This is a genomic window from Cellulomonas timonensis (genome assembly GCF_900046455.1).
GTDB classification, from domain to species: Bacteria; Actinomycetota; Actinomycetes; order Actinomycetales; family Cellulomonadaceae; genus Cellulomonas_A; species Cellulomonas_A timonensis.
Genome location: NZ_FCOT01000011.1, coordinates 226891 through 251334, shown reverse-complemented (window position 1 = coordinate 251334; position 24444 = coordinate 226891). Strand labels below are relative to the sequence as shown.

The following is a 24444-nucleotide window of genomic DNA, read 5'->3' as shown; positions in this document are numbered from 1 at the left end:
CCGAAGAGGGACCGGGCCTTCGCACGATCAGGTGCAGCAGGTCAGGCGGCGACGACCTTGACGGTCACCTTCGCCGAGACGTCCGCGTGAAGGCGGACCTTGACCTCGAACTCGCCGACAGCCTTGATCGGCTGACCGACCTCGATCTTGCGGCGGTCGACGGACGGGCCACCGGCAGCCTTGACCGCGTCAGCGATCTCGGCAGTCGTCACGGCGCCGAACAGACGACCGGACTCGCCGGCCTTCGCCGACACGACGACGGGCTTGGACTGCAGCGAGTCACGCGTCGCCTTCGCCTCGTCGAGCGTCTCGATCTCGCGGGCCTTGCGGGCCTTGCGGATCGCGGCGATCTCCTTCTCAGCACCCTTGCTCCAGCCGGTGGCCAGGCCACGGGGGACGAGGAAGTTCCGGGCGTACCCGTCCTTCACGTCCACCACGTCGCCCGGAGCACCGAGACCGGTGACCTCGTGGGTCAGGATGAGCTTGGCCATGGGTCTACCTCCTTCTCAGCGAGCGGACGACGAGTACGGCAGGAGCGCCATCTCGCGTGCGTTCTTGACGGCACGCGCGATCGCGCGCTGCTCCTGGGTGGACACACCGGTCACTCGGCGAGCGCGGATCTTTCCGCGGTCCGAGATGAACTTGCGCAGCAGCGCAGTGTCCTTGTAGTCGACGACATCGATCTTCGCCGCCTTGAGCGGGTTCAGCTTCTTCTTGGGCTTGCGAACAACGGCCTTGGCCATCGCGGTGCTCCTTGTCATGAAGTCCGGGAGCCCGGGGCGTTGCCATACCCCGGGATGGGTGTGTCAGTGGTGCTGGGCGCCGATCAGAACGGAGGCTCGTCGGAGAACGAGCCGCCGCCGGAGCCGCCGGGAGCCGGAGTGGCCCACGGGTCGTCCTGCTGGCCGCCGCCACCGCTCGAGCTGCCGCCACCGGAGAAGCCGCCACCGCCGCCTCCGCCGAAGCCACCACCGCCGCCACCCGAGCGCTGGGCCCGGGTGACCTTGGCGCTGGCGTAGCGCAGGGACGGGCCGACCTCGTCGACCTGCAGCTCGTACACCGTGCGCTTCTCGCCCTCGCGGGTCTCATAGGAGCGCTGCACGAGCCGGCCGGTCACGATGACGCGGGTGCCCTTGGTGAGTGACTCAGCGACGTTCTCCGCGGCCTCGCGCCAGATCGAGCAGCGGAGGAACAGCGTGTCGCCGTCCTTCCACTCATTCGACTGACGGTCGAAGGTGCGCGGGGTGGAGGCCACCGTGAAGTTGGCGACGGCAGCCCCCGACGGGGTGAAGCGCAGCTCCGGGTCCCCGGTCAGGTTCCCGATCACCGTGATAACGGTCTCGCCAGCCATGCGGGCCTCCTTGTTCGTCGTGAGTCAGATAGTGCGTACTGAAGAGCAGGTCTGACGCGCTCAGGCGTTGGCGCGAAGGACCTTGGTACGCAGGACGACCTCGTTGAGGCCCAGCTGACGGTCGAGCTCCTTGGCGGTCGCAGGCGTCGCCGTGAAGTCGATGACCGCGTAAATGCCCTCGGACTTCTTCTGGATGTCGTACGCCAGACGGCGCCGTCCCCAGATGTCGACCTTGTCGACCGTGCCGCCATCGGTCTTGATGACGGACAGGTACTTGTCGAGCGAAGGAGCGACGGTGCGCTCTTCGATCTCGGGGTCGAGGATGATCATGATCTCGTACTGACGCAGGCTCATACCCACCTCCTCTGGTCTCAACGGTCACGGTCTGTCCGTGACAGGAGGGTCATCGTGCGTCGCTGCACCAGGGCCTGGGCCGTGGTGCTGCCTGTCGAGCGCGGTCGATCTGCGACCTCGACGACAGGCGTAGCAAGGGGACAGGCTACCGCGCCCGACCACCCTGCCGAAATCCACTCACCCGCCCGCGGCCCCGCCCGCCGCCGGTGGGTTGGCAGCCGGCGTCTCCACCGGCTCGGGGCTCGGCGTCGGGACCGGCGCCACCGGCGGGACGGTGACCGGCGGCTGGGTGGGTTTGGGCGGAGCGCCCGAGGAGACGACGATCGTCACGGTGCTGCCCTTCGGCAGGCTGGTCCCGGCGCCGGGGTTGGCGCTGATGACGCGGCCCTTGGCGACAGTCTCGGACGCCTGCGACTGCACCGCGACCTGCAGCTCGGCGTTGGAGAGGGCCGCCGCGGCGTCCGCCTCGAGCTTCCCCTCCACCGAGGGCACCGACACGTTCTCGACGACGGGCTCCTCGACGACCGGCTCCTCGGTTTCCGTCTCCGTGGGCGTCGCGGTGGGCTTCCCCCCGACGTTGGCGCGCGCCGGGAACTGCTGCACCTGCGCGTACGGCTCGACGGTGAACACCGTCTTCATGTATTCGGCCCACAGCGCCGCCGGCCACGTGGAGCCGGTGACCTCCGTCACACCGCGGCCGAACGGGCTGATGGTGTCCTGCCCCTTGCCGTCCTCCGCCTCCTGGCTCAGCGCGACGGCTGTGGAGATCTGCGGGGTGTAGCCGACGAACCACGCCGACTTGTTCTCCGTCGAGGTGCCCGTCTTGCCGGCGATGGGCCGGCCCAGCGGCTTGACGTACTTCGCGCCCGAGCCCTTCTCGACCACCTGGGTCATGGCGTACGTGGCGTCCGCCATGACGTCCGCCTCGAATCGCTTCTCATGCACCCGCTCGGGGATGAGGGCCTCGGAGTTGTCGCTGATGTACGTGACCTTGCGGACGATGAACGGCTCGGAGTAGAAGCCCTCAGCGGCGATGGTGGCGTACGCGCTCGCCATGTCGAGCGGGTGGACGAGGTCTGAGCCGAGCACGTTCGACGCGACTTCCCCGACCTCGGTCGTGATGCCGAGCTCGCCCGCCACCTCGGCGGTCTTCGCGGGTGTGACGTCGTTGTTGAGCTGGGCGTAGACCGTGTTGACCGACTGCTCGGTGGCCTTCACGAGGTCGATGTCCCCATAGGGCTGCCCACCGAAGTTCTGCACCGCCTTGTCGCCCCAGCCGGGCAGGTCCTTCATCGGGCTCGCGCCCGAGTAGGTGGTGCCCAGGCTGATGCCCTGCTGCAGCGCGGCGATGAGCGTGAACGGCTTGAACGTCGATCCGGCCTGGATCTTGTCCCACGTGACCCGGTTGCGCTGGTCGGCGATGAAGTCGGCGCCGCCGTAGAGCGCGACGATGGCGCCGTCGGAGGTGTCGATGGACACGAGGCCGGCCTTGGTCCGCTCGTTGGGGACCTCCCCGGCCAACGTGCCGTCGAAGAGGCTGTTGGCGGAGGCGACGGCCGCGTTCTGCAGGGGCTCCTGGATCGTGGTGACGATCTTGTAGCCCTTGGTGGCGATCATCTCCTCGGTGATGCCCTCTTCGGCGAGCTCGTCCTTGACGAGCTTGATGAGGTAGCCGTTCGTCCCGCCGTTGACGCTGCTGCGCTCGTACACGATCGTCTCGGGGAACACCTGGGCGTCGCGCTCGGCCTGGGTGATGTGGCCGTCCTTGACCATGTTGTCGAGCACCGAGTTCCACCGCTGCTCGGCCTTCTCGGGGGCCACCGCGGGGTCCCAGTTATTGGGCGAGGGGATGATCCCGGCCAGCAACGCCGCCTGGGCGATCGTGAGGTCCTTGGCCTCGACGCCGAAGTAGGACTTCGCGGCGACCTGGATGCCGTAGGAGTCGCGGCCGAAGTAGATCGTGTTGAGGTACCGGCCGAGGATGTCCTTCTTGTCGACCGTCTGGTTGATCTTGACGGCGAGCAGCGCTTCCTTGGCCTTGCCCACGTACGACTTGGTCGGCAGGTTGTAGTAGCGCTCGACGTACTGCTGGGTGAGGGTCGAGGCGCCCTGCTGCTTGCCGCCGCTCACGTTGTTGAGCAGCGCGCGGACGGTGCCCTTGATCGAGACGCCGCGGTTCTCCCAGAACGTGCGGTCCTCGGAGGAGATGACCGCGTCGCCGACGTGATCGGGCAGCGTGTCGTAGGGGACGATCTCGCGCTTCTGCGCGGCGATGGTGGCCATCTCGGCGCCCTGGGAGCCGTCGGCGTTGTCGGCGAAGTAGATCGTCGACGCCTCCGACTGGATCTCGGCGTCCGGGTCGGGGACCTCGATGACGACGTAGGCGGCGACCAGGGCGCCGAGCCCGAGGAAGCCGATGCCGAGCACCGATCCGAGCAGGAAACGCCACGACGGCAGCCAGCGGTGCAGCCCTCGGTAACCCGTGCGCGGGTAGTCGAAGAAGCGCCGGCGAGAGGAGGCCTTGCGCGCGCCGGCGGCGCGACTGCGCGCAGACGTCGTCGACCGTCGTTTCGAGCCTGCCAAGACCTTGCCTTCCTGCTGACAACCGGACCGCAGCCCGCCCAGCAGGCAGTAGCACGCGCCGGGGGGACCGCCGGTTCAGTATGGGGGAACGGGTTGTGCGAAGGCACGAAGAGCGGCGTATGGGCTCTGGATTCACATGATCGTCACCGGATCCGCGCCGCCGCGCTGCAGACCCCCGACAGATCGACGCTTGCCGCGCACCGCCGCATAGCCGTAGTGTCGATGTATCAACTCGATACATCGACATTGCCCGAACGTGGACACGAAGCCCGCTGACGGCCCGCTCGGTGCCACGAGTCCCGCAAGAGCCATCCAGTCCAGAGCCCGTCAGGAGGTGCCAGGTGCGCGGACGCGCTGACGTCCTCGAGCCGGCGATCCTCGGCCTGCTCCACGAGACGCCGATGCACGGCTACGAGTTGCGCAAGCGGCTCAACCTCCTGCTCGGCTCCTTCCGGGCCCTGTCGTACGGGTCGCTGTACCCCTGCCTCAAGCGGCTCGTGTCGCGCGGCTGGATCATCGGCATCGACTCGCCCTCCGCCCCGCCGCAGCACGCGCTCTCGGGCAAGCGGGCCCGCATCGTGTACCAGCTCACGGCCGAGGGCAAGGAGGAGTTCCTGCAGGTGCTCTCCTCCTCGGGCCCCGCCGCCTGGGAGGACGACAACTTCGGCGTCCGGTTCGCGTTCTTCGGTCAGACCGACGCGGACACCCGCCTGCGCATCCTCGAAGGACGCCGCAGCCGCCTCACCGAACGGCTCGAGACCATCCGGCTGTCGTTCAACCGCACCCGCGAGCGCATGGACGAGTACACGCTCGAGCTCCAGCGCCACGGCCTCGAACAGGTCGAGCGCGAGGTCCGCTGGCTCGACGGCCTCATTGACAACGAGCGCGGCCAACGCCGCGCCCGTCCCCTCGGCGCCGGCCACCAGGCCGACGCCCACCCCGCTGTCGACGGCGCCACCGGCACCCCGGCACAGACAACCGAGAAGGAGCGAGGATGACCTCCATCCGCGTAGCCATCGTCGGCGTCGGCAACTGCGCCGCGTCGCTCGTCCAGGGCGTGCACTACTACGCCGACGCCACGCCGGACACCACGGTCCCCGGCCTCATGCACGTGCAGTTCGGCGACTACCACGTCTCGAGCCTCGAGTTCGTGGCGGCGTTCGACGTCGACGCGAAGAAGGTCGGCTTCGACCTCTCCGAGGCCATCCTCGCCAGCGAGAACAACACCATCAAGATCGCCGACGTCCCGCCGCTCGGCGTGACCGTGCAGCGCGGCCACACGCTCGACGGCCTGGGCAAGTACTACTCCCAGACCATCGAGGAGTCGGACGCGGCGCCCGTCGACATCGTCGCGGCGCTCAAGGAGGCACGCGTCGACGTGCTCGTCTGCTACCTGCCCGTCGGCTCCGAGGCCGCGGCGAAGTTCTACGCCCAGTGCGCCATCGACGCCGGCGTCGCCTTCGTCAACGCGCTGCCCGTGTTCATCGCGTCCGACCCGGAGTGGGCCGCGAAGTTCGAGGCCGCCGGCGTCCCGATCGTCGGCGACGACATCAAGTCGCAGGTCGGCGCGACCATCACGCACCGCGTGCTCGCCCGTCTCTTCGAGGACCGCGGCGTCATCCTGGACCGCACGTACCAGCTGAACGTCGGCGGCAACATGGACTTCAAGAACATGCTCGAGCGCGAGCGCCTGGAGTCCAAGAAGCTCTCCAAGACGCAGGCCGTCACCTCCAACCTGTCGGGCCCGCTCGGCGGCAAGAAGGAAGACCGCAACGTCCACATCGGCCCGTCGGACTACGTCGCCTGGCTCGACGACCGCAAGTGGGCCTACGTGCGCCTCGAGGGTCGCGCGTTCGGCGAGGTGCCCCTGAACCTCGAGTACAAGCTCGAGGTCTGGGACTCCCCCAACTCGGCCGGCATCATCATCGACGCCGTGCGCGCCGCGAAGATCGCCAAGGACCGCGGCGTCGGCGGCCCCATCCTCTCCGCGTCGACGTACTTCATGAAGTCGCCGCCGGTGCAGATGGAGGACACGGCTGGCCGTGCCCAGCTCGAGGCCTTCATCCGCGGCGACGTCGAGCGCTGATCTCTGCTGATCTGAGCACTGCTCTCTGACGAAAGCCCCGGCGCCCCCGCGCCGGGGCTTTCGTCCTGCCTGGGCACGCCTCCGCCGGCGCGACCACGGGCCGCTGGGCGCCGATCGGCCTTCCGTCCCAGGCCCGCCAGACGCGTCCGGGCTACGTTGGCCAGGAGCCACCCGTCCCACCGCTGATCGTCGAGGTCGTCATGCCGTTGCCCCCGCTCGTCGAGCCCGCCCCCGTGCTGTCCACCGCGGAGTTGGAGCGCTACTCGCGCCACGCCGTGCTGCCCGGCATCGGGCTCCAGGGCCAGCGCCGGCTGAAGAACGCGAAGGTGCTGGTCGTGGGCGCCGGAGGGCTCGGGTCGCCCGTGCTGCTGTACCTGGCCGCCGCCGGGGTGGGCACCATCGGCATCGTCGACCACGACGTGGTGGAGACCTCCAACCTGCAGCGGCAGGTCATCCACGGCGGCCGCGACGTGGGTCGCAGCAAGGTCGAGAGCGCCCGGTCCGCCGTGCTGGACGTGAACCCGCACGTGCACGTGCGCACCCATGAGCTGCGCCTGGACGCCTCCAACGCGCTGGACGTGCTGCGCGACTACGACCTGGTCGTGGATGGCGCGGACAACTTCCCCACCCGCTACCTGGTGGGCGACGCCTGCGAGATGCTCGGCCTGCCGTGCGTCTGGGGCTCGATCTTCCGGTTTGACGGCCAGGTCTCGGTGTTCTGGGCCGATCCGCCCACCACCTCCGGCTACCCGGCGGTGCGGTACCGCGACGTCTTCCCGAACCCGCCGGCGCCCGGCACCGTGCCGTCCTGCGCCGAGGGCGGCGTGCTGGGGGTGCTGTGCGGGGCGATCGGCTCGGCGATGGCCAACGAGGTGGTCAAGCTGGTGACCGGCACCGGCGAGCCGCTGCTCGGCCGCCTGCTGGTGCATGACGCCCTGGCCGCCCGCTGGCGCGAGGTGCCGGTCGGGGCCGACCCGCTCGGCGAGCCCGTCACGGCCCTGACCGACCTCGACGCGGCGTGCGCCCTGCCCGACGACTCCGCCGAGCGGCTGCCCAGCATCGGCGCGCGGACGCTCGCGGAGCGGCTCGCGGCCCGTGACCTCGGCGAGGACGACTTCGACCTGGTCGATGTCCGCGAGCCCGCCGAGTATGAGCTCGTCGCCATCCCCGGCGCGCGGCTGATCCCCCGTCAGCGGTTCCTCGACGGCTCGGCGCTGGCCGAGCTGCCCGCCGATCGCCCGCTCGTCCTGCACTGCAAGTCAGGCGCCCGCTCCGCGGAGGTGCTGGGCCTGGTGCTCGCGGCCGGCTACGACGCGATGCAGCTCACCGGCGGGGTGCTCGCCTGGGTGGACGAGGTCGAGCCGGCGAAACCGCGGTACTGACCGGGCGGTCAGGCGCGGCGCCAGGTGCCGCTGCGGCCCCCGGTCTTCTCCTCGACCCGGATGTCGGTGATGACGGCCCCGCGGTCCACGGCCTTGACCATGTCGACCATCGCGAGCCCGGCGGCGGCCACGCAGGTCAGCGCCTCCATCTCGACGCCCGTGCGGTCGGCGGTGCGGACCGTCGCCACGATGCCCACGCCCTCGTCGGTGACCTCGAGGTCGACGGTGACGCCGTGGATGGCGATCGGGTGGCACAGCGGCACCAGGTCGGGGGTGCGCTTGGCGGCCTGGATGCCGGCGATGCGGGCGACGGCCAACGCGTCGCCCTTGGGGACGCCCTCGCCGCGCAGCAGGCCGATCACCGTGGGCGTGGTGCGGACGAACCCGCTGGCCGTGGCGCTGCGCACCGTGACCTCCTTGGCGCTCACGTCGACCATGCGGGCGGCGCCGCGGGAGTCCACGTGGGTCAGGTGGGTGCGGTCCTCGGTCATGTCTGGTCCCTTCGTCACAGGGCGCGGGCCTCGCCGCGTCCCGTCGCCGAGGCTAGTCGTCGCGTTCTGGCCCGACCCCGGGGCCAAGGTCATGGGTTCGGCACGGGCGTCCCGCTTAGTCTCGCGTCATGAGCCAGGTACTCGCTGAGCAAGTTGACGCGCGCCCCGTGACGGGCGGCCTGGTGGACCGTCACGGACGTGTGGCCACCGACCTGCGGGTCTCGCTCACCGACCGCTGCAACCTGCGCTGCACCTACTGCATGCCGGCTGAGGGCCAGGAGTGGCTCCCCGACAGCCACGTGCTCACCGACGACGAGATGATCCGCCTCATCACCATCGCCGTGGAGCGGCTGGGGGTGCGGGAGGTGCGCTTCACCGGTGGCGAGCCGTTGCTGCGGCGCGGCCTGGAACAGCTGATCTCCGCGACGACCAGCCTGCGCAACGCCGACGGGCACACCCCGGAGACCTCGATCACCACCAACGGCCTGGGACTGGCGCACCGCGCCGAGGGGCTCGTCGCCGCCGGGCTCACCCGCGCGAACGTGTCCCTGGACACCCTGGACCGGGCCCGCTACGCCGCGATCACGCGCCGCGACCGCCTGCCCGCCGTGCTCGCGGGGCTGGAGGCGGCCCACCGCGCGGGCCTGGCGCCCATCAAGGTCAACACCGTGCTGATGCGCGGCGTCAACGACGACGAGGCGGTGCCGCTGCTCCGCTGGTCGCTCGAGAACGGGTACCGCCTGCGGTTCATCGAGCAGATGCCGTTGGGGCCGCGCGAGTCGTGGGACCGCGCCGAGATGGTCACCGCCGCGGAAATCCTCGAGAAGCTCACCGGCGCGTTCGACCTGGCCGAGCTGCCTGGCGCGGCACGCGGCGCGGCGCCCGCCCAGACGTGGTCCGTCGACGGTGGCGGGCCCGACGGCTCCTGGGACGTGGGCATCGTCGCCTCCGTCACGAAGCCGTTCTGCGGCTCCTGCGACCGGGTGCGGCTGACCTCGGACGGCCGGCTGCGCAACTGCCTGTTCGCACTGCGGGAGACCAATCTGCTGGAGCTGGTGCGCTCCGGGATCGACGATGCGAGCCTGGCGGACATGTGGCGCACCGCGATGTGGGGCAAGAGCGCACAGCACGGCATCGAGTCGGACGGGTTCGTGCAGCCGCGCCGCCCGATGAGCGCGATCGGAGGATGAGTGATGAGTGAGCTCATGACGGGGACCGTGCGGGTGAAGGTCCGCTACTTCGCCGGGGCCGGAGCGGCCGCGAGGGTCGACGAGGAGGTTGTCGAGGTCGACGGCGGCGCGCTGGTGTCGGGCGTCTTGGACCTCGTGGGCCAGCAGCGTGGACCCGACCTGGTCCGGGTCATCGCGGCGAGCAGCGTGCTCGTCGACGGCGTGCCGGACAGGGAGCGCAGCCACCCGGTGCGGGACGGGCTGTCCATCGACGTGCTGCCGCCCTTCGCCGGCGGCTGAGCCAGCGCTCAGGGGCAGGCGGCTGAGCCCTCAGGGGCAGGCGACCCATTCGTCGCCGCCGTCGGCCAGCACCTGGCGCTTCCACACCGGCAGGTGGTGCTTGACCTCGTCGACGAGGAGCGCCGCCGCCGCGAACGCCTCGGCGCGGTGCGCGGAGGACACGGCCACCGCCAGGGCGCACTCCCCCACGGCGAGGACGCCGATGCGGTGCGAGACGGCCACGGCGTCGACGTCGCAGCGCGCGGTGACGTCGGCGACGACCCGCGCGAGCACCTCGCCAGCGGACGGGTGGGCGACGTACTCGATCGAGGTGACCGCGCGCCCGCCGTCGTGGTCGCGGACGTCCCCGGAGAAGGTGACGACCGCGCCGGCCTGTGCGCATGCCACGGCGTCGGCGTGGGCGGCGACGCTCAGCGGCGCCGCGGTGACCTCGGCCCGCACGACACGGCGTGCTGCGGGGTGCAGGCGCGAGGTGTCGCGCTCCGCGGGCGCCGGGGGCGCGTCGGGCGCGAGCGCGGGGTGGTCCTGGGTCGGGTCAGGACGGCCGGGCTCGGCCACCGTGTCGTGCTGCGTCATGGCCCCAGCCTAGGCACGAAGTCCCCGGGCGCTGTGGGACCTCAGGAGCCCAGGACCTGCCCGGGCAGACGGCCTCGCGAACGGGGCGCGGTGAATTCACACGGCGAATACCGTGCGAGAAAGAGGAATTCGTCCCACGAATAGAATTAGCCAATGACCTCGTTGCTCAATTCACCGGGGGGACTTTAGGCCCCCGGGATAATTCATTCCGCCATCACAATCTTTCCACCATCACATCATGAGCACGCCGCGAAAGTGACGCCCCCGTTGACGTGGACGTCCGCCGGAAGGATTTGACGATGCCCGACACGGCCACCCCCAGGCCCACACTCCTCGGGGCGCCCGTGCCCCGACGCTCTTTCATGAAGTGGAGCGCCGCCGCGGGCGGCGCCGCCACAGCCGTGGGCATCGGCGCCCACTACGGGCTGATCCCCCTCCCCACAGCCTCCGCCGAGCCCGCCGCCGACGGCGCCGGCGAGAAGGTCGTCTGGAACTCCTGCAACGTCAACTGCGGCTCGCGCTGCCCGCTGCTGATGACTGTCGTCGACGGCGCCATCACCCGGATCGACGCCGACCCGACGGGCGACGACGAACTCGGCAGCCAGCAGATCCGGGCCTGCGTGCGCGGCCGTTCGATCCGCCAGCGCATCTACAACCCCGACCGCCTGAAGCACCCCATGAAGCGAGTCGGCAAGCGTGGTGCGGGCGAGTTCGAGCAGATCACCTGGGAAGAGGCTTTCGACACGATCGCCGACTCCCTCAAGAAGACCCTCGACGACTACGGCAACGAGGCCGTCTACGTGCACTACGGCTCGGGAACGACGGGGGCGAACGCCTCTGGCGGCACCTCGGTCTCGCGGCTGATGAACCTGCTCGGCGGGAGCCTCGGCTATTACGGCACCTACAGCACCTCGCAGATCAACGCCGCCACCCCCTACACCTACGGCGTCGAGCGCGAGACGAACAACTCCTTCAACGACGCGGTCAACACCAAGCTGCTCGTGCTGTGGGGCAACAACCCGCATGAGACCCGCATGAGCGGTGGCGGCGAGCTCTACATCGCCCAGCAGGCCAAGGAGATCGGCGGCGCCAAGGTCATCGTGATCGACCCGCGCCAGTCCGACACCGCCGTGACGATGGCCGACGAGTGGGTGCCGCTGCGCCCGGGCACCGACGGCGCCCTCGTGGCCGGCCTGGCCCACGTCATGGTCACCGAGAACATGCACGACCAGGCGTTCCTCGACACCTACTGCGTCGGCTTCGACGAGGAGCACCTGCCGGAGAGCGCGAAGCCCGGCAGCTCCTACAAGGCGTACCTGCTGGGAGACGGCCCCGACGGAGTCGAGAAGACCCCCGAATGGGCCGCGCCCATCACCGGCATCCCGGCCGCGACGATCCGTCGGCTCGCCCGCGAGATCGCCCAGGCCAAGCCCTGCGCGATCGTGCAGGGCTGGGGACCGCAGCGCCACGCGAACGGCGAGGCGACGGTCCGGGCCATCTACGTGTTGGCCGCGATCACCGGCAACGTCGGGCTCTCGGGCGGTGGCCTCGGCGCCCGCGAGGGCAACTACTCGATGGCGACCGCGCGCTTCCCCGGGGGCACGAACCCCATCACCACGAAGATCTCCTGCTTCACGTGGACCGACGCGATCGAGCGCGGCCCGGAGATGACCAAGCTCGCCGACGGGGTGCGCGGCAAGGACAAGCTCGACGTCCCGATCAAGTTCCTGTGGAACCACGCGAGCAACACGCTGATCAACCAGCACTCGGACATCAACCGGACGGCCAAGCTGCTCGAGGACGACTCGCTGCTCGAGATGATCGTCGTGATCGACAACCAGCTGTGCGCCTCGGCGAAGTTCGCCGACATCCTGCTGCCGGACGTCTCGAACGCCGAGCTGACGGACCTCATCCCCAGCGGCTACTCGGGCGACCTGGCATACGCGATCCTCGCGCAGAAGGCGATCGAGCCGCTGTTCGAGTGCCGCTCGACGTATGACATCTGCACCGAGATCGCCGACCGCATGGGCGTCAAGGACAAGTTCACCGAGGGTAAGACCCTCGACGAGTGGGTTGAGCAGCTCGTGGCCGACAGCCAGAAGGCCGTCGAGGGATTCCCGAGCTACGACGAGCTCGCCACCATGGGGATCTGGCGCAAGGCCAACCCGGCGGGCTTCACCGTCGGGCTGAAGAAGTTCCGCGCTGACCCCGTGGCGAACCCGCTGAAGACGCCGTCGGGCAAGATCGAGATCTACTCCGAGCGCCTGCAGGAGATCGCGGACACCTGGGAGGGCGTCGACGGCGAGATCCCGGCGATCCCCGCGTACGTCCCGTCATGGGAGGGTCACGACGACCCGCTGACCAGCACGTATCCGCTGCAGATGATCGGGCACCACTACAAGTCGAGGACGCACTCGAGCTACGGGAACGTCGCGTGGCTCAAGGAGGCCCACCCGCAGGTGGTGTGGGTCAACCCGGTGGACGCCGAGGCGCGTGGCATCGAGAACGACGACGTGGTGCACGTCTTCAACGACCGGGGGCGCATCGAGCTCCTGGCTCGCGTGACGCTCCGCATCGCGCCGGGGGTCCTCTCGGTCCCCCAGGGCGCCTGGTACTCCCCGGACGAGAAGGGCGTGGACAAGGGCGGAAGCACGAACACCCTGACGTCCTGGCGCCCGTCGCCGCTGTCCAAGGGCAACCCGCAGCACACCAACCTCGTGCAGATTGAGAAGGCCTGACCATGGCGAAGCAACTGGGCTTCTATTTCGACCAGACCCTGTGCACCGGGTGCAAAGCCTGCCAGGTCGCATGCAAGGACAAGAACGACCTGCCCGTCGGCGTCACCTGGCGCCGCGTCGCCGAATACTCCGGCGGCACCTGGCAGCAAGAAGGCGACACGTTCACCCCCAACGTGTTCACCTACTACACCTCCATCTCCTGCAACCACTGCGACGAGCCCGCCTGCGTCCAGGTCTGCCCCACCACCGCCATGCACAAGGACGAGCACGGCATCGTCACCATCGACGACGGCAAATGCGTCGGCTGCCGCTACTGCGAATGGGCCTGCCCCTACGGCGCCCCCCAGTACGACAAGAACGCCGGCGTCATGACCAAATGCGACCTCTGCATCGACCGCGCCAACGCCGGCGAACAACCCGCCTGCGTCGCCGCCTGCCCCTCCCGCGCACTCGAATTCGGCGAGATCGAGGAGCTGCGCGCCAAGTACGGCGACACCGCAGCCATCGGTGTGCAAAATGCCCGCCCCCCCCATGACCCGCCCCAACCTGGTCATCACCCCCCACCGCGACGCCCAGCCCACCGGCCACGGCACCGGCGCCATCGGCAACCCCGAGGAGATCTGATGAACGTCCACGAGCTGCCGCTGGTGGCCTTCACCATCCTCGCCCAAATGTCCGTCGGATCCTTCGTCGTGCTGGGCGTCATCCACCTCGCGGGGATCCGCAAGCACGGCCATTCGGCCGTCGACAAGTTGTCGGACCCCGCGCTGTACGCCATCGGCCCGGCGATCGTGCTGGGCATGGCGGGGTCCATGCTGCACTTGGGCAACCCGCTCAACGCACTCAACGCGATCAACCACCTCGGGTCGAGCTGGCTGAGCCGCGAGATCTTCTTCGGCTCGGCGTTCGCGTGCATGGGCGCGGCCTTCGCGGTGGTGCAGTGGCGCCGCTGGCTCACCCCGATGCTGCGGCAGGTCCTCGCCGGGCTCACCGCCCTGGTGGGCCTGGCGCTGGTCTACTGCATGTCGATGGTCTACATGCTCCCGACCGTCCCCGCCTGGAACCACTGGGCCACCCCGGTCACGTTCTTCACCACCACCTTCCTGCTCGGCGCATTGGCCGTGGGCGCCGCGCTCGTCATCGCCTACCAGTACCGCCAGCGGGCCACGGCCAAGGTGCTCGTCACCGCTGACATCGCCGCCGGCGCCGATGCCGATGCCGGTGAGACGCCCGAGGTCGAGGCCCCCGCCGCGGCCGTCGTGGCGGACGACGCCGACGGCGCCGCGACGTCGAGCCTCCTGCGCTCGAGCCTGCGGTGGATCGCCACGGCCTCGATCGTGATGCTGGGCGTGGAGTTCGTCGTCCTGCCCATCTACGCGCTGGACCTCGCGAACGGCAATGTCAACGCCCAGGCGTCGGCGGCGATCCTCATGTCCGGCGGCGGGGTGTACCTGATCGCGCGCCTCGTCCTGGTCTTCGCCGGCGCCGGGCTGCTCGGCTTCTTCCTCTACCGCTTCGCGGGGAAGGGCGCCGAACGCCGCCTCGTCTACCTGGCCACCAGTGCCTTCGTCCTCGTCCTCGCCTCCGAGACCATCGGACGCCTCCTCTTCTACTCCTCCTTCGACCGCATCGGCATCTGAGCACCAGCTGCTCGACCACGGCGCCCCGGCCCTCGCACCCCGCGAGGGCCGGGGCGCCGTTCTTTGCATTGTCCCGGAATAGGCCGTGGGAAAGGGGTCCCGGAGGTGAGGTAATGCTTGCCTCACATTTATACGGAGCATTTCGAAACAAATGTCCCGTCAGGGACCTAAGGCCTGAATCTCGCTCGCCACCAGCCCAAACAATCAACCAAAACGCACGATGGGCCCCCCTTCACCTGCTGGGCGGGCATCCTGCCGGAAGGACCGATGACGATGACCGACATGGCCACGAGACCCTCTCCTCTCGGAACACCCGTTCCCCGTCGCGCTTTCATGAAGTGGAGCGCCGCCGCTGGCGGCGCGGCAGCCGCCGTGGGCGTCGGCGCGCACTACGGACTGCTCCCGCTCACCTCCGCCTCGGCAGAACCGGCAGCAGACGCCGGCGCCGGCGAGAAGGTCGTCTGGAGCTCCTGCAACGTCAACTGCGGCTCTCGCTGCCCGCTGCTGATGACGGTCGTGGACGGCCAGATCGTTCGCGTGGACCCGGACGACACCGGCGACGACGAGCTGGGCAGCCAGCAGATCCGGGCGTGCGTGCGCGGCCGGTCCATCCGCCAGCGCATCTACAACCCCGACCGCCTCAAGCACCCGATGAAGCGGGTCGGCAAGCGCGGCTCCGGCGAGTTCGAGCAGATCACCTGGGAAGAGGCGTACGACACGATCGCCGCGTCCCTGAAGTCCACGATCGAGAAGTACGGCAACGAGGCCATCTACCTGAACTACGGCACGGGCGCCCTCGGCGGCACCATCGCCAAGAGCTGGCCGCCCGCCTCGAGCCCCATCGCCCGCCTGATGAACTGCGTCGGCGGCTACCTCAACCACTACGGCACCTACAGCACCGCGCAGATCGCCGCGGCGACGCCGTACACCTACGGCGCCGGCGCCGGGAACAACAGCTTCGACGACATCGTCAACAGCAAGCTCGTGGTGCTGTGGGGCAACAACCCCCACGAGACCCGCATGAGCGGCGGCGGCGAGACCTTCGTGACGCAGACGGCGAAGCGCCTCAGTGGGACCAAGGTCATCGTGATCGACCCGCGCTACACGGACACCGCCGTGACGATCGCGGACGAGTGGGTCCCCCTGCGCCCTGGCACCGACGCCGCACTGGTGGCGGCGCTCGCGCACGTGATGATCACCGAGAACCTCCACGACCAGGAGTTCCTCGACACGTACTGCGTCGGCTTCGACGAGGCCCACCTGCCCGAGGGCGCGCCGGCTGGCGGCTCGTACCACAGCTACGTGATGGGCCTGGGCCCCGACGCCACGGAGAAGACGCCCGAGTGGGGCGCCAAGATCACCGGCATTCCCGTCGCGCGCATCGTGCAGCTCGCGCGCACCATCGCGCAGGCCAAGCCGTGCGCCATCGTGCAGGGCTGGGGGCCGCAGCGGCACGCCAACGGCGAGAACAGCGCCCGCGCGGTCATGCTGCTCGCGGCGCTGACCGGCAACGTCGGCATCACTGGCGGCGGCACCGGCGCCCGTGAGGGCTCCTACCAGCTCTCGCTCTCCGCGTTCCCGACGCTGAAGAACCCCGTCAAGACGTCGATCCCCGTGTTCATGTGGACCGACGCGATCGAGCGGGCCACCGAGATGACCGCGACGGCCGACGGCATCCAGGGCAAGGACCGCCTCGAGGTGCCCATCAAGTTCATCTGGAACTACGCGGGCAACGCGCTGATCAACCAGCACTCCGACGCGAACCGCACGGCGAAGCTCCTCGAGGACGACTCGCTCTGCGAGATGATCGTCGTGATCGAGAACCAGATGACGGCCTCGGCCAAGTTCGCCGACATCCTGCTCCCGGATGTCTCGAACAGCGAGCAGCCGGACCTCGTCCCGCAGGGCAGCGCCGGCAACCTGGGCTACCTGATCTTCGCGGACCAGGTCATCGAGCCGCTCTTCGAGTGCCGCACCGTGTACGAGATGTGCACGGAGATCGCGGACCGGCTGGGCGTGAAGGCCGAGTTCACCGAGGGGATGACCCAGGAGGACTGGCTGCGCAAGGTCTACGCCGAGAGCCAGGCCAAGGAGCCCGACCTGCCCAGCTTCGAGGAGCTGCGCGAGAAGGGGATCTTCAAGAAGAAGAACCCCGCGGGCACCGTCGTCGGCCTCAAGGCGTTCCGCCAGGACCCGGTGGCGAACCCGCTGAAGACGCCGTCGGGGAAGATCGAGATCTACTCCTCGCTGCTGCAGGACCTGAGCGACAAGTGGACGCTTCCCGAGGGCGACCGCATCACCCCGCTGCCTGAGTACACCCCCACGTGGGAAGGCCCCGAGCTGGCCGGCACGGGCAAGTACCCGTTCCAGATGATCGGGCACCACTACAAGTCGAGGACGCACTCGACCTACGGGAACGTCGCCTGGATGCAGGAGGCGCACCCGCAGCTGGTGTGGATCAACACGCTCGACGCCACGTCGCTCGGCATCGAGAACGATGACGTCGTCCAGGTCTTCAACGACCGCGGCCGCATCCAGTTGCGCGCCCACGTGACCGCGCGCATCGCGCCCGGAGTGGTCTCCGTCCCGCAGGGCGCGTGGTACGCCCCGGACAAGGACGGGGTGGACAAGGGCGGTTGCACCAACACCCTCACCTCCTGGCGCCCCTCCCCCTTGGCGAAGGGCAACCCGCAGCACACCAACCTCGTGCAGATTGAGAAGGCCTGACCATGGCGAAGCAACTGGGCTTCTATTTCGACCAGACCCTGTGCACCGGGTGCAAAGCCTGCCAGGTCGCATGCAAGGACAAGAACGACCTGCCCGTCGGCGTCACCTGGCGCCGCGTCGCCGAATACTCCGGCGGCACCTGGCAACAAGAAGGCGACACCTTCACCCCCAACGTGTTCACCTACTACACCTCCATCTCCTGCAACCACTGCGACGAGCCCGCCTGCGTCCAGGTCTGCCCCACCACCGCCATGCACAAGGACGAGCACGGCATCGTCACCATCGACGACGGCAAATGCGTCGGCTGCCGCTACTGCGAATGGGCCTGCCCCTACGGCGCCCCCCAGTACGACAAGAACGCCGGCGTCATGACCAAATGCGACCTCTGCATCGACCGCGTCAACGCCGGCGAACAACCCGCCTGCGTCGCCGCCTGCCCCTCCCGCGCACTCGAATTCGGCGAGATCGAGGAGCTGCGCGCCAAGTACGGCGACACCGCAGCCATCGGTGTGCAAAATGCCCGCCCCCACCATGACCCGCCCCAACCTGGTCATCACCCCCCACCGCGACGCCCAGCCCACCGGCCACGGCACCGGCGCCATCGGCAACCCCGAGGAGATCTGATGAACGTCCACGAGCTGCCGCTGGTGGCCTTCACCATCCTCGCCCAAATGTCCGTCGGATCCTTCGTGATCCTCGGCCTCGTCCAACTCAGCCTCGTCCGCACACACGGACAAGAAGCGGTCGACAAGCTCTCGATCCCGGCCCTCTACGCTATTGGGCCCGCCATGGTCCTGGGCCTGGCCGGATCGATGCTCCACCTGGGCGATCCCTTCAACGCACTCAACGCGATCAACCACCTCGGCTCCTCCTGGCTCAGCCGGGAGATCCTCTTCGGATCCGCGTTCGCGGGCCTCGGCGCGACCTTCGCGCTCGTGCAGTGGCGCAACTGGCTCACCCCGATGCTGCGCCAGATCCTCGCCGGCGTCACCGCCCTGGTGGGCCTGGCGCTGGTCTACTGCATGTCGATGGTCTACATGCTCCCGACCGTCCCCGCCTGGAACCACTGGGCCACCCCGGTCACGTTCTTCACCACCACCTTCCTGCTCGGGGCGTTGGCCATCGGCGCCGCGTTCGCCGTCGTCTACACCCTGCGCAAGCGCAAGCACCAGGACGACGACATGCAGACCGCCGCACTGTTGCGCACCTCGCTGCGCCGCATCGCCGCCTCCGCGATCGTCCTGCTCGGCGTCGAGTTCATCGTCCTGCCCATCTACGCCCTGGACCTCGCCACCGGCAACGCCAACGCCAAGGCCTCCGCCGCCCTCCTCATGACCGGCGGCGGCGCCTACCTGATCGCGCGCCTCGTCCTGGTCTTCGCCGGCGCCGGCATCCTCGGCTTCTTCCTCTACCGCTTCGCCGGCAAGGGCGCCGAACGCCACCTCGTCTACCTGGCCACCACAGCCTTCGCCCTCGTCATCGCCTCCGAGACCATCGGACGCCTCCTCTTCTACTCCTCCTTCGACCGCATCGGCATGTGAACCACTCCCCCCCCTCTGCAAGGCGGCATCTCATGAGCACGACCCTCGACGGGAACCGGCTGATCGGCGCACGGCTCGACTCCTTCGCGGCCGCGTACGGCTTCCTCTCCCGGCTGTTCCTGGCCCCGGCGGACGCTGATCTCTGCGCGCGCCTCACTGAGCCGGGGCTGCTCGACGAGTGGCCGCTCGAGCGGGATGCCGCCACGACGGAGGGCTTGCGTCTGCTCGGCAGCGCGGTCGGGGCCGGGGGCATCGAGCCCACGGCAGACCCGACCGCGCTGAACCGGGACTATCAGGCGCTCTTCGTGGGCCCGGGCCATCTCCTCGCCACGCCGTACGAGTCGGTGTACCGCACGGTGGACCGCCTGCTGTTCGACGAGCCCACGCTGCAGGTCCGGGCGACGTACCGCGCGTTCGGGTTGGAGGCCCCGCGCCTCAACCGCGAGCCGGACGACCACCTGGGCCTCGAGCTGAACTTCCTCAGCAACCTGTGCCTGCGCGGCCTGGACGCACTGTCCCAGGACGACGGGCCGATGCTCGACTCGATCTTCGCGGCCCACGCGACGTTCCTCACCGACCACGTGCTGGCCTGGGCGCCGGAGTGCCTGGACCTCGTGGCCGAGCACGCGCGCACCGACTTCTACCGGGGCGTCGCGGCACTCACCCGGGGAGCCCTCGAGCAGGCCAAGGCGTCCTTCGTCGGATGACGGCGCGGATGCCCCCGGGCTGACGCCGCGCCTGAGGGCTCCCGCAGGTCGTTAACCTGGCGGGATGAGTGTCATCCGCGAGCTCCGGCAGCTCCTTCGCCTTCCGGGGTTCCGTCGGCTGTTCGTCGTGCGACTGAGCAGCCAGGCCGGTGACGGGCTGTTCCAGGTGGGCCTCGCGACACTCTTCTTCTTCAACCCCGAGCAGCAGTCGACGGCCGGTGACGTGGCCATCGCGTTCGCCGTCCTGCTGCTTCCTTTCACCATCGTGGGCCCGTGGGCGGGCGTGTTGCTGGACCGGTGGCGGCGCCGTCAGGTGCTGCTGGTGGGCAACCTGGTGCGGGCAGTGATCGCGCTGGTCATCGCTGTGCTGATGGTGACGGTGGGCGTCGGCCCCGCGGTGTACGTGCTGGCGCTCCTCGCGTTGTCGGTCAACAGGTTCCTGCTGTCGGCGCTGTCCGCGTCGCTGCCCCGCGTGGTGGACGGGCCGCTGCTGCTGACGGCCAACTCGTTGACCCCGACGCTCGGCGCGGGCGCGGTGGGGGTCGGCGGCGCCATCGGGCTCGGGCTGGGCCTGGTGCTGCCCAGCGGGCCGGTGGGCGACGCCGGGGCGGTGGTCCTCGCGTGCCTGGTGTACGTCACCGCCGGCTGCCTGGCGCTGCGCATCGGGCGGGACGCGCTCGGCCCGGACGCCGTGGCCAGCTCGTCGCAGGTGCTCGCCCAGATCCGGGAGATGGGCCACGGCCTTGTCGACGGCGCCCGGCACCTGATCGCCCGGCGCACGCCCGCCGCGGCGCTCAGCGTCATGGCGGCGTCGCGGTTCCTCTATGGCGTGGCGTTCATCGCGAGCATCCTCATCAGCCGCAACCTGCTGGCCGACCCGAGCGATGCGGCGGCCGGCCTGGCGGTGTTCTCCCTGGTGCTCACCGCGTCCGCTGTGGGCTTCGTCCTGGCGGCTGTGCTCACGCCCGTGCTGACGCCCCGCATCGGCCCGCACACCTGGATCGTGCTGTGCCTGCTGCTCGCCGCGGCCACGCAGACGGTGCTGGCGGTCACCGTGGCCCGGGTCCCGCTGCTGCTGTGCGCGGCGGCGCTGGGGCTCGCGGCGCAGGGCGCGAAGATCGCCGTCGACACGATCGTGCAGCGGGACACCGCCGACGAGTACCGGGGCCGCGCGTTCGCGCTGTACGACGTGATGTACAACGCCGCGTTCGTCGGCGCCGCGGCCCTCGCGGCCGTCAGCCTCCCGGACACCGGCTGGTCGCGGCCGGTCTTCGTGGCCCTCGCGGTGGGCTATGCCGCCGCTGCGCTGGGCTACCGCGCCACGACGGCCCGCGCCGTCGCCGCACACGATGCCGAGAGTCCCGCGGCACTGCCCCGGACGCCACGCGCGCAGGGCGTCGAGGGCGGCTGACGGACTCCTCGCCCAGGGGCGCGCTCCCCGGGGATCGTGCGTAGTCTCGCCAAGGTGAGTGAACTCTCATCGGGCATGCTGCGGGCAGCGTTGGCGGGGGCCGCGACCGATCCCCACGGGGTCGTCCGGGCGCCCGTTCTCGGCGGTGACCTGCACGCACGGGCGGTGATCGCCAGCGACCTCTCGTTCACCATCTCCGACCCGCACTCGCCGGACGACCCGATCATCTGGGCGAACCCCGCATTCGAGCGCCTCACCGGCTACGCCGCCGCCGACCTGCTGGGCCGCAACTGCCGCGTGCTGCAGGGTCCTCGCACGGACCGCACCGTCGTGGCGCGGATCCACCAGGCCCTCGCACAGGGCCTCACCGTCGCGGACACCCTGCTGAACTACCGCAAGGACGGCACGCCGTTCTGGAACCAGGTGGTGATCAGCCCGGTGTACGACGCCGACGGGCGCCTCACGCACCACGTGGGCATCCAGGCCGATGTGACCGCCCGCGTCGAGTCCGAGCGCGCGCGGGACGCGGCGCTCGGCGAGGCCCAGGCCTCCCGGGCCCGCATGCACCTGCTCGCACAGGTCAGCGAGGAGATCGCCCGCAGGCTCGACTATGACGATGCCCTGGTGGCCCTCGCGGAGATCGCCGTCTCCCGGCTGGCGACCTGGGGGTTCATCGTCGTCACCAACGAGCGGGGGCGGCTCGAACGGCTGCATGTGGCCGCCCGGCACCCCGTCCGCGCGCAGGACGCGCACGACCTCGAGCGCGGCGACCCCTCGTGGGTGATGCGCTCAGCCGTCTTCGAGCTGGCCCGCACCGACGACAGCCGGTTCGACGCGCGCCCGTTCTCGATCGACCTGGAGGCCCTCGCCCAGCAGGTGCCCGGACATCGCCTCGAGGTGCTGCGCCGCCTGGGGCTGGGCGCCGCACTGGCTGTGCCGCTGCGCGCCCGCGACCACTTCATCGGCGCGCTGTGCCTCCTGCACGACACGGTGGACGGCTTCACCGCCGAGGACGTGGTGACCGCCGGGCATGTGGGCCAGCGCGCCGCCATCGCACTGGACAATGTGCGGCTCTACCTGCGGGAGCGCTCGGCGGCGCTGACGCTCCAGCACAGCCTGCTGCCCGACGTGCCCACCGTCCCCGGCCTGGACGTCGCCGCGTCCTACCTGCCGGCGCTGCACCGCGCGGAGGTCGGCGGCGACTGGTTCGACGTGATGCCGCTGCCCGACGGCGCCATCGGGCTGGCCGTGGGGGACGTCGTGGGCCACGACCTGGCGGCGGCGGCCTCGATGGGCCAGCTCCGCTCGGTGCTGCGCTCGCACGCGTGGAGCGGCGCCCGGGCCGGGCGCGTCATCGCGCATCTCGACGAGCTGGTGCGCGGCCTGGGCATGGCCGACCTCGCCACCTGCGTGTACCTGCGGCTCGAACGCCCGGAGGAGCCCGCGGACGGGTCGGCCGACGTCGAAGCCGCCCCGCGCCCACCGGACCGCCTCACCTACTCCCGCGCGGGGCACCCGCCGCCCCTGATCCGGCTGCGCGGCGGCGAGGTCCTGTCACTGGACCAGGCGCTGACCACCCCCGTGGGCGTCGTCAACCTCCACACGCCCGACCCGCAGGCCGAGGTGGAACTGCCGCAGGGCGCGATGCTCGTGGTCTACACGGACGGCCTCATCGAGCGCCGTGACCGGTCGCTGCGCGACGGCATCGCGGAGCTCGTGCGCGCCCTGTCGGCCGTCTCCGACGACGCCTGCGCCGCGGACGTGCGCGACCAGCTCGTCGGCCGCTTCGTGGGCTCCGAGCAGGAGGACGACGTGTGCGTGCTCGTCGTCCGCAGGCCCGTGGTCAGGCCTGCCCGGCCTACCGGCCCCGCCACCAGCTGAGCAGCTCCGCCCGGGCGACGTCCTCGCCGAGCGGGCCCCGGTCCATGCGCAGCTCCAGCAGGTGCCGGTACGCGGCGCCCACGTCACGGCCAGGGCCGATGCCGAGCACCTCCATGATCTGCTGCCCGTCGAGGTCGGGGCGGATCGAGGCCAGCTCCTCCTGCTCGCGCAGTTGGGCGATGCGGGTCTCGAGGTCGTCGTACGCGCCGGACAGCCGCTCCGCCTTGCGCCGGTTGCGGGTGGTGCAGTCGGACCTGGTCAGGCGGTGCAGCCGCTCCAGCAGCGGCCCCGCGTCGGTCACGTAGCGCCGCACCGCCGAGTCGGTCCAGCTGCCGTCGCCGTAGCCGTGGAACCGCAGGTGCAGCTCCGTGAGCCGGGACACGGCCTGCACCGTCGCCTTGTCGAACCGGAGCGCCTTGAGCCGGCGGGCCACGAGCTTCGCCCCGACCACCTCGTGGTGGTGGAAGCTCACCCCGCCGCCGTCCTCGAACCGGCGCGTCGCGGGCTTGCCGATGTCGTGCAGCAGCGCCGCGAGCCGCAGCACCAGGTCGGGCCCGGGGACATCGCCGTCGGGGCCGGTCTCCAGCGCGATGGCCTGCTCCAGCACCGTGAGCGAATGCTGGTAGACGTCCTTGTGCCGGTGGTGCTCGTCGATCTCGAGCCGCAGCGCGGGCAGCTCGGGCAGCACGTGATCGGCGAGGCCGGTGTCCACGAGCACCTCGAGCCCGGGACGCGGCACGGGCGCCAGCAGCAGCTTCACCAACTCGTCCCGCACACGCTCGGCCGAGACGATGGAGATCCGATCGGCCATCTCACGGATGGCGGCCAACGCGTCCTCGTCCACCGTGAAGCCGAGCTGCGCGGCGAACCGGGCCGCGCGCATCATCCGCAGCGGGTCGTCGTCGAAGGACTGGCGCGCGGCCACCGGCGTCCGCAGCCTGCGGGCAGCGAGGTCGGACAGCCCGTCGAACGGGTCGACGAACGTGAGCTCGGGCAGCCGCACCGCCATCGAGTTCACCGTGAAGTCACGGCGGGAGAGGTCCCCCTCCAGAGTGTCGCCGAACACCACCTCGGGCTTGCGTGACGCGGGGTCGTACGCGTCCGTGCGGTAGGTGGTGACCTCCACCACGACGTCCTCGCCACCCGTGCGCCGGGCGTGCCGGCGTGCGCCGATCGTGCCGAACTCCCGGCCGATGTCCCAGTGCGCGTCGCCCCACCGCGCCAGCAGCGCCTCGGTCTCGTCCGGGGAGGCCGACGTCGTGAAGTCGAGGTCCGCGCTCACCCGCCCCAGGAACGCGTCCCGGACGGGCCCGCCCACCAGGGCCAGCTCGTGACCGGCGGCCTGGAACACCTCGCCGAGCTCGATCGCCGCGGGCGCGAGGTCGGCGAGGACGGTGAGAGCACGCCGCTGGAGGGCGAGGAGGGCGGTCTGGTCGGTGGTCGGCACAACGTCCAAGCCTGCCAGACGCCGCTGGGCATGAAAGCCCGATACGGAGAAGTCGTTACA

General features: G+C 70.2%; 20 protein-coding genes. 12 read left to right on the top strand and 8 right to left on the bottom strand.

The features are described from left to right. Nucleotides 1-41: 41 nt before the first annotated feature. The 5 genes from rplI to BN3788_RS06620 form a co-directional block, all read right to left on the bottom strand. Entirely contained in the window at nt 42-491 is a 450-nt protein-coding gene (gene rplI / locus BN3788_RS06640; protein ID WP_066583364.1) for a 50S ribosomal protein L9, read from the bottom strand. Between the two features lie 15 nt (nt 492-506). Beyond that, on the bottom strand, nt 507-743 hold the full coding sequence (rpsR, locus tag BN3788_RS06635) for a 30S ribosomal protein S18 (RefSeq protein WP_028045854.1): 237 nt from the start codon (nt 741-743) through the stop codon (nt 507-509). Nucleotides 744-826: 83 nt separating this feature from the next. Further along, a complete protein-coding gene (locus tag BN3788_RS06630; protein ID WP_066583362.1) occupies nt 827-1351 on the bottom strand; it encodes a single-stranded DNA-binding protein in 525 nt (174 codons plus the stop codon). 60 nt (nt 1352-1411) lie between these two features. Further along, on the bottom strand, nt 1412-1705 hold the full coding sequence (gene rpsF, locus BN3788_RS06625) for a 30S ribosomal protein S6 (RefSeq protein ID WP_066583360.1): 294 nt from the start codon (nt 1703-1705) through the stop codon (nt 1412-1414). Nucleotides 1706-1882: 177 nt separating this feature from the next. Continuing rightward, nucleotides 1883-4288 (bottom strand): transglycosylase domain-containing protein, encoded by a 2406-nt coding sequence (locus BN3788_RS06620; protein WP_066583357.1) that lies wholly within the window; start codon nt 4286-4288, stop codon nt 1883-1885. Nucleotides 4289-4629: 341 nt separating this feature from the next. Between BN3788_RS06620 and BN3788_RS06615 the strand changes: the two genes are divergently transcribed. The 3 genes from BN3788_RS06615 (at nt 4630) to moeB (ending at nt 7756) form a co-directional block, all read left to right on the top strand. After that, nucleotides 4630-5286 carry a PadR family transcriptional regulator gene (locus BN3788_RS06615; RefSeq protein WP_066583354.1) on the top strand — a complete coding sequence of 219 codons (657 nt, stop codon included), beginning with the start codon at nt 4630-4632 and terminating at the stop codon, nt 5284-5286. Next, complete coding sequence (locus BN3788_RS06610) at nt 5283-6374, top strand: inositol-3-phosphate synthase (protein WP_066583351.1); 1092 nt, start codon at nt 5283-5285, stop codon at nt 6372-6374. The genes BN3788_RS06615 and BN3788_RS06610 overlap by 4 nt, the downstream gene beginning before the upstream one ends. A 200-nt stretch (nt 6375-6574) precedes the next feature. After that, nucleotides 6575-7756, top strand: a complete 1182-nt coding sequence (gene moeB, locus BN3788_RS06605; protein WP_066583348.1) for a molybdopterin-synthase adenylyltransferase MoeB — start codon at nt 6575-6577, stop codon at nt 7754-7756. Nucleotides 7757-7764: 8 nt separating this feature from the next. Here the strand turns inward: moeB and moaC are convergent, their stop codons facing one another. Further along, nucleotides 7765-8247, bottom strand: coding sequence for a cyclic pyranopterin monophosphate synthase MoaC (gene moaC, locus BN3788_RS06600; RefSeq protein WP_066583346.1), 483 nt, complete (start codon nt 8245-8247; stop codon nt 7765-7767). Between the two features lie 128 nt (nt 8248-8375). On the opposite strand from moaC, the gene moaA reads away from it, so the two are divergent. After that, nucleotides 8376-9437: a GTP 3',8-cyclase MoaA gene (gene moaA, locus BN3788_RS06595; RefSeq protein ID WP_066583344.1), complete on the top strand. Its 1062-nt coding sequence runs from the start codon at nt 8376-8378 to the stop codon at nt 9435-9437. Between the two features lie 3 nt (nt 9438-9440). Beyond that, nucleotides 9441-9716, top strand: coding sequence for a MoaD/ThiS family protein (locus tag BN3788_RS06590; RefSeq protein ID WP_082812660.1), 276 nt, complete (start codon nt 9441-9443; stop codon nt 9714-9716). Between the two features lie 30 nt (nt 9717-9746). Here BN3788_RS06590 and BN3788_RS06585 read toward each other — a convergent pair whose 3' ends face one another. Next, entirely contained in the window at nt 9747-10292 is a 546-nt protein-coding gene (locus tag BN3788_RS06585) for a molybdenum cofactor biosynthesis protein MoaE (RefSeq protein WP_082812659.1), read from the bottom strand. A gap of 299 nt (nt 10293-10591) precedes the next feature. Here BN3788_RS06585 and BN3788_RS06580 point away from each other — a divergent pair, with 299 nt between their 5' ends. The 7 genes from BN3788_RS06580 (at nt 10592) to BN3788_RS06540 (ending at nt 22937) form a co-directional block, all read left to right on the top strand. Then, complete coding sequence (locus BN3788_RS06580) at nt 10592-13030, top strand: DMSO/selenate family reductase complex A subunit (RefSeq protein ID WP_066583342.1); 2439 nt, start codon at nt 10592-10594, stop codon at nt 13028-13030. A 2-nt stretch (nt 13031-13032) separates the two neighbouring features. Then, entirely contained in the window at nt 13033-14670 is a 1638-nt protein-coding gene (locus BN3788_RS20235; protein WP_315969745.1) for a DMSO/selenate family reductase complex B subunit, read from the top strand. 267 nt (nt 14671-14937) lie between these two features. Beyond that, on the top strand, nt 14938-17397 hold the full coding sequence (locus tag BN3788_RS06565) for a DMSO/selenate family reductase complex A subunit (protein ID WP_066583335.1): 2460 nt from the start codon (nt 14938-14940) through the stop codon (nt 17395-17397). A gap of 2 nt (nt 17398-17399) precedes the next feature. Next, nucleotides 17400-18938 (top strand): DMSO/selenate family reductase complex B subunit, encoded by a 1539-nt coding sequence (locus BN3788_RS20230; protein ID WP_315969744.1) that lies wholly within the window; start codon nt 17400-17402, stop codon nt 18936-18938. A 32-nt stretch (nt 18939-18970) separates the two neighbouring features. Further along, complete coding sequence (locus BN3788_RS06550; protein WP_066583332.1) at nt 18971-19645, top strand: TorD/DmsD family molecular chaperone; 675 nt, start codon at nt 18971-18973, stop codon at nt 19643-19645. 64 nt (nt 19646-19709) lie between these two features. Continuing rightward, complete coding sequence (locus BN3788_RS06545) at nt 19710-21056, top strand: MFS transporter (protein ID WP_066583330.1); 1347 nt, start codon at nt 19710-19712, stop codon at nt 21054-21056. Nucleotides 21057-21110: 54 nt separating this feature from the next. Beyond that, nucleotides 21111-22937 (top strand): GAF domain-containing SpoIIE family protein phosphatase, encoded by a 1827-nt coding sequence (locus BN3788_RS06540; RefSeq protein WP_234346518.1) that lies wholly within the window; start codon nt 21111-21113, stop codon nt 22935-22937. Here the strand turns inward: BN3788_RS06540 and BN3788_RS06535 are convergent. Further along, nucleotides 22915-24384 (bottom strand): CCA tRNA nucleotidyltransferase, encoded by a 1470-nt coding sequence (locus BN3788_RS06535; RefSeq protein WP_066583322.1) that lies wholly within the window; start codon nt 24382-24384, stop codon nt 22915-22917. The two genes, BN3788_RS06540 and BN3788_RS06535, sit on opposite strands and share 23 nt — an antisense overlap. Nucleotides 24385-24444: the final 60 nt, after the last annotated feature.